General features: G+C 57.1%; 3 protein-coding genes. 2 read left to right on the top strand and 1 reads right to left on the bottom strand.

Annotated elements, in window-relative coordinates; genetic code table 11:
- The first annotated feature begins 647 nt into the window (after positions 1-647).
- Both PV761_RS21525 and PV761_RS21520 read left to right on the top strand, forming a co-directional pair.
- Positions 648-1,490, top strand: a complete 843-nt coding sequence (locus PV761_RS21525) for a cyclase family protein (protein ID WP_347899641.1) — start codon at positions 648-650, stop codon at positions 1,488-1,490.
- 607 nt (positions 1,491-2,097) lie between these two features.
- The gene (locus PV761_RS21520) at positions 2,098-6,936 is read left to right on the top strand and encodes an NAD-glutamate dehydrogenase (protein ID WP_347899640.1); all 4,839 of its coding nucleotides are present in this window, start codon (positions 2,098-2,100) and stop codon (positions 6,934-6,936) included.
- A 134-nt stretch (positions 6,937-7,070) separates the two neighbouring features.
- Here PV761_RS21520 and PV761_RS21515 read toward each other — a convergent pair whose 3' ends face one another.
- A complete protein-coding gene (locus PV761_RS21515; protein WP_347899639.1) occupies positions 7,071-8,174 on the bottom strand; it encodes a cytochrome P450 in 1,104 nt (367 codons plus the stop codon).
- Between the last annotated feature and the right edge of the window lie 2 nt (positions 8,175-8,176).

The following is an 8,176-nucleotide window of genomic DNA, read 5'->3' as shown; positions in this document are numbered from 1 at the left end:
CATCGACCTCCCGGCCAGCGCTTTCCTCAGATCCATTCTTGGGGTGTTGCGTTTCCATCATGAACTCTCCGTTGGGTTCGGGGGGTTAGTTATCAACCAGGCGTTTGGTAGATCAAGGTAAGCATTCAAAATGGACTGTGTCAATGATTCGCCCGCGCTTAGCGTTCCGCGCGCCTAGGCCTCCGCCAATGGCTGACTCAGAGATTTTCGATGCTGAACGTTGCCTGCCAAACATTTGGTAGATAAGCTAAGACGATTCAAGCATTTCGGATCCGTGACATGACAGAAGCGCCGAAGCTCCGTGCCGTCGTGAGAAGTCCCGGGCGCTCGTCCGCAGCAAGTCGCCGGATACGTTCGAGGCCCTCTATCTGACAGGATGGCTTAGCTGCTTCCAGCGGCGAGCTCGGGTCAGCGTAAGGCGTTGCCAGGACTCCGCCTCGACGCTGGAGACGAAGTTGCGCTCCATGTGTTCCGTCAGACGTGCGCCCGTTCACGCCTGCCAATTGGGCCGGATCGCTTGCCCTTGGGAGATGGAAGCTTCTCTATCTGTGCTGGCGCAAACCGATTCGGCAAGCAGCAGATAGCCGACAATATCCATGTAGCCGAGAAGCAAAGACAAACTAAACAACTAGAAAGGTAAGCCTTCAATGGTCAATGAGGACAAAAACTGGGGCGGCGGGACGTGGGAGGGCACGCTTGACTGGCCCCTCTCCAACACCTCGCGTGTATATGACCTGGCCGTCCGTTACGAAAACGGGATGACGCACCATGCCGCCCACCGGCCCTACAGCTTTGAGCTCGTGACCAAGCATGGCGACCACGCGTATCCTGGCGGGATCTCTTCGGCCATGGAGTTCATTACTCTGGGCGCCCACGTCGGAACACATGTGGATGCGCCTGGGCATATCTCCCTGGACGGTTGTGTTTCCAATGGTCGCGACATCATGTCGCAGCAGGATGCGCGGACCGGTGTTGGAGTGGGCTCTGTTGAGGAGTTGCCTCCGTTGTATGGCCCTGCCCATCTCGTGGACGGCGAGAAGATCTTTGGCCGGGAAATGACGCCCAAGGATGGCTTCGGTGCAGAGGAACTCGAGGAGTGGTTTGCCACCAGAGCGACACCCGCGAAGGACTCGATTGTCCTGTTCCGCACAGGATGGATGAAGTTCTGGGAAGATAGCGATCGCTATTTGGGGCGGGAGGCAGGCTTGCCCGGGGTGAAGCTGTCGGGCGCCAAATGGCTGTCTGATCGAGGCGTCCGCGCCGTTGGCGCGGACAGCGTCAACTTCGAGCACAAACCCGAACTCACTGTTCCATCCTTGTCCGTGCACGTGCATCTGCTGGTCGAGAAGGGCATCCCGATCATGGAATCCCTCAACCTCGAGCAGCTTGCCGCGGATGAGGTCTATGAATTCTTCTTCGCGGCATCACCGCTCCGGATAGGCGGAGGAACCGGAGCGCCGATCCGCCCACTAGCTTTCGTTGCGCTTTAGTCGCTGGACAGTGCATGGCAGGCTTATTGCCGACCCTGAGATACTCAAACGATTTCGCGGCGGGGATCCTGTTGGAAAAAGCCGCAATGCTTGGATTCGTAGCGTTCGGCCGCTGCGGTGGCGGTGCCTCAGGGGAGCTCAGGTTCGTCGATGCAGGTTTTTGCCGGTACTAATGCCCGTGTGCTTGGGCCCTGCTCGGAAAGCTTGCGCTACCTCTGTGCTGGCCATAAGTGCAAGGTCAGGTGGACCCGCCGGCGAACCATGTGGCCCTTCGCGAGCACCGTGCGTGATTCCCTTCACCGCTATTGACGTTCGCTAAGGACATACGTATTTTCGGTTAAGTATCTATCTGTTTATGCGACCGCCCCAGCGCCCTAGGTCTGTACCTATCGGACGCCGGTCAGCTACGGAAAGGCAGTCGCCTTGAAGTGGGTCTGGGCAGACAGGGTCCGATAACCTCATGTCGGAGCCTACAAACGCAGCCGCACGTCAATAGAAGCTGGACGCTGGATGTGGTTCGACTGCCCGACGGGCGACCGCCCATGTCGTTGTGCTCTTAGGGGAGCAAATCAGATGGTTCTGCCGAGTAAGAATGGGGCCGAATTCAATGATGGATGAATTTTCCGAGGCTGATCCAGCCGCATCAGAAGAGTTCCGGCAAAAGTTCTTCTCGGACTACTACGAGTATCTGGCTGCAGAAGATGTTTCGGTCTATGGCACAGAAATTCTTGAGAGCAGGGCGCTGGTTCACTACAAATTGGCTCAGGAGCGTCCCAGCGGAACCGCGGTTATCGGGCTCGTCAGCGAGCCTGAATGCACCGTCGTAGCGGTTACGACAGATGAGATGCCGTACCTAGTTGATTCGATATCGGGCGAGATCGCACGCCAAAATTCGACTATCCGACTGGTGGTGCACCCTGTTCTGGCTGTGACCCGCAGCATTAGCACGAACAGGATTCTTGCCGTTGAGCGTCTTCCTTCGTTTGATGAATCTCCCCAGGCGAAGGGTCCACAGAGCCGGTTAGTGGTCGAGTCGTGGATATCCATCGAGATAGACCGCGTCAGCGATCCTCGGCAGCGAGAGTTACTTGTGACGGGGTTAAGGCGTGTACTGGCGCACGTTCGTGCGGCTGTTGAAGACGGTCCGCGTATGCGAGCTCAGATGGAGCAATATGCCTCAATGCTGTCACAAATCACGGATGTGGGGCTCCTTCCAGATCTTGAGCAGGCCAAGAACCTCTTTGATTGGCTGGCAGCTGGGAATTTCATTTTCCTAGGCTACAGGGAGTATGACCTGGTCGTGCTGGAAAGTGAACCGGTGTTAGTGGCCAAGAAGGAAACCGGTTTGGGGATACTCCGCAAAACTCGACCGAACTGGAGGGTGCAACACATGACTGTATCCGGCCAGCAAAAAGCCCGGGAAAAGCGCATATTTGTTATCAACAAAGGCGATACGCGTTCCACCGTTTACCGCACGCAGTACTTGGATTACATCGGCGTCAAAACGTTCGACACGGAAGGAAATGTTAACGGCGAAGGGCAGTTTATCGGTCTTTTTCCACCGACGGCGTACACTGATTCTCTCTTGCATATCCCTCTCCTCAGAGACAAAGCGAATACAGTCCTCAGAGAAAGCGGATTTCATATGCGCTCTCAGACTCGCAAGGACTTGCTGGCCATACTCGAATCATATCCGCGCGATGAATTATTCCAGATCGAAGTGCCCGATCTGCTCGTGATCGCTCTCGGTATTCTTCACCTTCAGGAGCGACGTCGTACTCGGCTATTCTTGCGCCCAGACGTCTACGGGCGTTTCATAAGCGCGATGATCTTCCTGCCAAGGGAGCGCTACAATTCCGGTGCGCGGCAGCGCATCCAGGAAGAATTGTCACGGACCTTTAATGCGGAGTCCGTCGAATTTGAAGTGAGTCTCACGGAATCGGCTCTCGCTCGGCTATTCTTCCGCATCTGGCTTCCCCGCGGAGAGCATGCTAGCCGTGTAGATACTTCGGCCCTTGAGCAACAGTTAGTAACGGTCGTGCGTTCCTGGCCCGAAGGCGTTTTTGATGTTCTGAACACGACGTTAGGTTCGGCACATGCCCGACTCCTGGCTGAACGTTGGGCTGATGGATTTCCCATGGCCTACCGCGTGGTTTTTGACGTTGAAAATGCCGTTACCGACCTCAACCGCTTCGAAGCACGTTCCCAAGCGCTGGAAAAGGGCCTCGAGGGCGACGCGGCGCCGCCGAATTTGTTCGTTTATCAGCCTGTTCCCCAAACCGATGCCTCAGATGAGGACGCAAGGGTTAAATTGTATCTGACGGAGCCCAAGAGTCTGGCGCAAATCATCCCCGTCTTCCAGAACTTAGGCGTGGAGGTTCTCGACGAGCGTCCGTTTGATATTTCGACGACGGATGGACGCAAATTCTTCCTCTACGATCTTGGCCTTAAATATCCCAAGGGTGTTGATCCCTTAGCGACCGGACCGCTCCTGGCGAGCACATTTGAAGCAGTCTCGTCCGGACTAACTGAATCCGACAGCCTTGGCCGCCTTATCCTAACAACAGGGATCTCTTGGCAGTTGGCCGGGGTTCTTCGTAGCTACGCCAAATACATGCGCCAAATTGCGATCCCAAGTTCATTCGAACTTATATCCGATACGCTGCTGGATGTCCCACACATCGCCCAGAGTCTGATCAGACTGTTCGAGCTCAGGTTCGATCCCACGCTTGGAACAAAGAAACGTGCCGATCTGCTGACCTCAATCCGTGGGCAATTGAAAGCAGGACTAGACGTTATTGAGACGTTGGACGCTGACCGAATTGTCAGAGCTTTTATAAATCTTATCGAAGCAAGCGTCCGGACAAATTACTTTCAAAATAAGCCCTATCTCAGCATCAAGTTCGATTCGGCCTCCGTCGAAGGACTTCCAGTCCCGCGGCCCCTATACGAGATTTGGGTCTACTCTCCTAGGGTAGAGGGGGTCCATCTTCGATTCGGTAAGCTTGCCCGCGGCGGGCTGCGCTGGTCCGACCGGCGAGAGGACTTCCGGACGGAAATTCTGGGTCTCGTCAAGGCTCAGACGGTCAAGAATGCTGTCATAGTTCCAGCGGGCGCCAAGGGCGGGTTTTTTGCAAAGGGTCTGCCTGCCACATCCGATCGACACGCCTGGCTTGCTGAAGGACAGCACAGCTACCGCACGTTTATACGTGGATTGCTCGACATCACGGACAATCGCGTCGCTAACTCTGCCGGTGACGTGGTGGTGATTTCGCCGCCGCGAGTGGTTTGCCACGACGGTCACGACGCTTATCTGGTTGTTGCCGCTGATAAGGGGACCGCGTCCTTTTCGGACATCGCAAATGAACTGTCCGCTGAATACGGATTCTGGTTGGGTGACGCCTTCGCGTCCGGGGGATCTGTCGGGTACAACCATAAGGCGATGGGTATCACTGCACGCGGGGCTTGGGAATCAGTCAAACGACAGTTCCTGGAATTGAATGTCGACGTCCAGAGCGATGAGTTCACCGTCATTGGCATCGGTGACATGAGCGGCGACGTCTTCGGTAACGGAATGCTTTTGTCAGAACATATCCGGCTGTTGGCCGCCTTCGACCACCGTGACATATTTCTTGATCCCGATCCGAATCCGAAAATTTCCTTTGCTGAGCGCAGACGATTATTCGATCTTCCGCGATCGTCCTGGCAAGACTACGATCGAGCTCTGATTAGCAAAGGAGGGGGTATCTTTCCTCGTCGGATAAAGATAATTCCCGTCAGCGAAGAAGTTCGTGCGATTCTGGGGCTGGACCGAGGAATTACACAGCTGAGCCCTCCGGAACTGTTGAAGGCTATCCTTAGGGCGCCAGCTGACCTGCTTTACAACGCCGGCATCGGGACCTATGTCAAGGCCAGTAGTGAGAGTCACATGCAGGTGGGTGACAAATCCAACGACAGCATTCGTGTCGACGGCAACGAGCTGCGCGTCAAAGTAGTCGTTGAGGGCGGGAACCTCGGCCTAACCCAGGAAGGGAGGGTTGAAGCAGCCCTGGCGGGCGTTCTCCTGAATACCGACGCCATCGATAATTCGGCGGGAGTGGATTGTTCAGACCACGAGGTGAACATCAAGATATTTGTCGATCGCATGATTCTTGAAAGAATGCTAGATCCATCCGACAGGGCAGTGTTCCTGGCGGGGATGACCGATGAAGTGAGTAGTCTGGTCCTGAAAAACAACCTCCGCCAGAACGTTCTCATGGCTATTGACCGCCTAAACTCACTGGCGGATGGGCCTGTCCACGAACGACTGATGGGCTGGCTTGAAGTTTCAGCGAAGCTCAACCGGGAACTCGAAGGGCTTCCATCGACGACGCAATTGCGGGCGCGACTTGATGGTTTAGACCGAGGCCTCACCGCACCCGAGCTGGCAGTGTTGGCGGCCTATGCGAAAATTGATCTCGCGCGAGCGCTGGGAGAAACCGATCTGAGCGACGATCCATGGTTCGGTGGGATCTTACGGGGATATTTCCCCAAACCCCTGTCCAGCCGCTTCGGGGCTAAACTGGACAGCCACCCATTGGCCAGGGCAATCATCTCAACGATCCTCGCCAACGACATGATCAATTCTGGTGGTACCACATTCGCGTTCCGGATCGTAGAACAAACCTCGGCCACGGAGTCTGCGGTGGCCCGGGCTTTTGTCGCAATATGCGAGATTTACGACCTCGCACCGCTTTTGGAAACATTAGATGGACTTGATGTAACTATTTCGTCGGCCCATGGGCGTGAGATCCACGGGAGCATCCGGCACTTGTTGGACCGGGCCGTTTGCTGGTGGATCAATCGGGGGTTCGCCAACCTACCCATCGTAGACGCAGTAGACCATTTTAAGGACGTACACCTCATACGAGGTCGCATCTCCGATTTTCTGCAGAACAACGACCTGACTCGCGTTCGACATCGTTTCGAATGGCTGGTCGATTCTGGAGTTCCCAAGTCTGCAGCAGAGCAGGGATCCCACTTTGATGAGGACTTCGCGCTACTAGAAATTTGCAAGCTTGCGCATGATTTCAAGGAACCTATTGAGTTGGTCGCGTCCGTGTATTTTGCTGTATACAGCCGGTTCCGCGGCCACCGCCTATTCGAGCGCATCTCGAAATTGTCGCGGCAGGACCCCTGGGGGGTCCGTGCGCGCGCTGCACTTCATGACGATCTTTGCGCCGCATTGAATGACGTGACTGAGGCCATCATGCGGAGTCACGACCTGCGGCCGGGAAAGAGCCCTATCACTGAACCCACATCACGAATTCGTGCTTGGGAAGACACACATTCGGCGCCTCTGAAGCGCGTGATGGCGGTCCTAGCAGAGCTGGATCGGCATGACGTGGACGATGTCGCGTCGTTGTGGGTCGCCCTACGGATGCTGCGATCACTTGTACAGGCCTAGCTGAGCGGAAGCTGGATTAGGACAGCCTTGTGGCCACCGTCTTGTTCAGATCAGGCCAGCGTTTGCTGTCCTAGGGGGTGGAACAGTGTATTCCCTCGTGTTCTCCTCCGCCCCTCGACGTTCCCCATCGTTGTTTATCGGGGTTCCATGCTGACGCTAACTGTTCGCGGGGCCTGGAAGGACAGGTGCCGGATCCATTCGGGTTGGCGGTCCCGCAGTTGGATTCCGGGCAGGGCTAAAGCGGTTTCCTGGATGATGACGGCAGCTTCGAGTTCGGCTAGCTTGGCTCCGAGGCACCGGTGGATGCCTGAGCCGAAGACCAGGCCGTAGGCGGTTGTTCGGTCGCCGCCGTCCGGCGAAGTGGTGTGGTTGCCGCTGAGTTCGAGAAGGACTTCGGCGCCGGCAGGGATCATATCGTCTCCGAGATTTGTGTCGTGGGCCGCGATGCGGCGCCAGGTGGGAACGGACGATTCGGTGGCCAGCACGTGCCGGACCATGGTCCGGGAGCCTGCTTCGGAGGCCGCATCCCTCCAGCTTGTAGGGGAGGACCCCTCCACGAGCCGGAACAGGGTGGTGCTGATCAGCTGGGTGGTTGTTTCCTGTCCGGCGATCAGCAGGAAGTAGCCCAGCGAACAGATTTCCGGCGTGGTCAGGCCGTGCTCGGCCAGGGACTTGAACAGGTTGCGTCCGGGCGCCGTCAGGGATTCCGCGACGAGCCTCCGCAGCCAGACATAGAAATCGGCGGCACTGCGGGCCAGTTCAAGTTGCCGGGCCGCGTCGGGCCAGCCCCAGAACAACTCCATGGAGTCAAGGCCCCAGCGCTTGAGATCGGCAAGGTCCCGAACGGGCAGTCCGAGGAGTTCGAGCATCACGACTGCCGGGGTAAACGCCGCGACCGTCTGCACCAGTTCCACGTGGCCGGAGGAGTCGAGCTGGTCCGCAGCGTTCTGCGCCGCTTCCTGTGCCAGTACACGGATCCGAGGCTCTATGGCGGCGACGGTGGCAGGAGTGAAGAAACCGGCCACGACCTTGCGGATCCCGGCGTGCGTGTCCGTGTCGTTGCTGGCCAGGACCGGAGGCAGCGCAAAGCTGACGCGCTGCAGCACACGCAGGGCAGGCCCTGCCAGTGGGGTTACCGCGACCAAGGCGTTTGCGGGACTGAAGTCGGTGGGCCGGTGCAGCACATCACGGACTGCGCCAGGGTCGCGCACCACGAGGTACGGGCAGCGGGTGCTCATTT

Origin of the sequence: Arthrobacter sp. CC3, from assembly GCF_039907775.1 — a bacterium.
Classification (GTDB): Bacteria; Actinomycetota; Actinomycetes; order Actinomycetales; family Micrococcaceae; genus Arthrobacter.
This window is presented reverse-complemented; position numbering and strand designations above follow the sequence as displayed.

What these genes read in the sequence shown, in the direction of transcription:
- PV761_RS21525 (WP_347899641.1), top strand. Translation starts at nt 648, where the DNA reads ATGGTCAATGAGGACAAAAACTGGGGCGGCGGGACGTGGGAGGGCACG.
- PV761_RS21520 (WP_347899640.1), top strand. Translation starts at nt 2,098, where the DNA reads ATGATGGATGAATTTTCCGAGGCTGATCCAGCCGCATCAGAAGAGTTC.
- PV761_RS21515 (WP_347899639.1), bottom strand. Translation starts at nt 8,174, where the DNA reads ATGAGCACCCGCTGCCCGTACCTCGTGGTGCGCGACCCTGGCGCAGTC.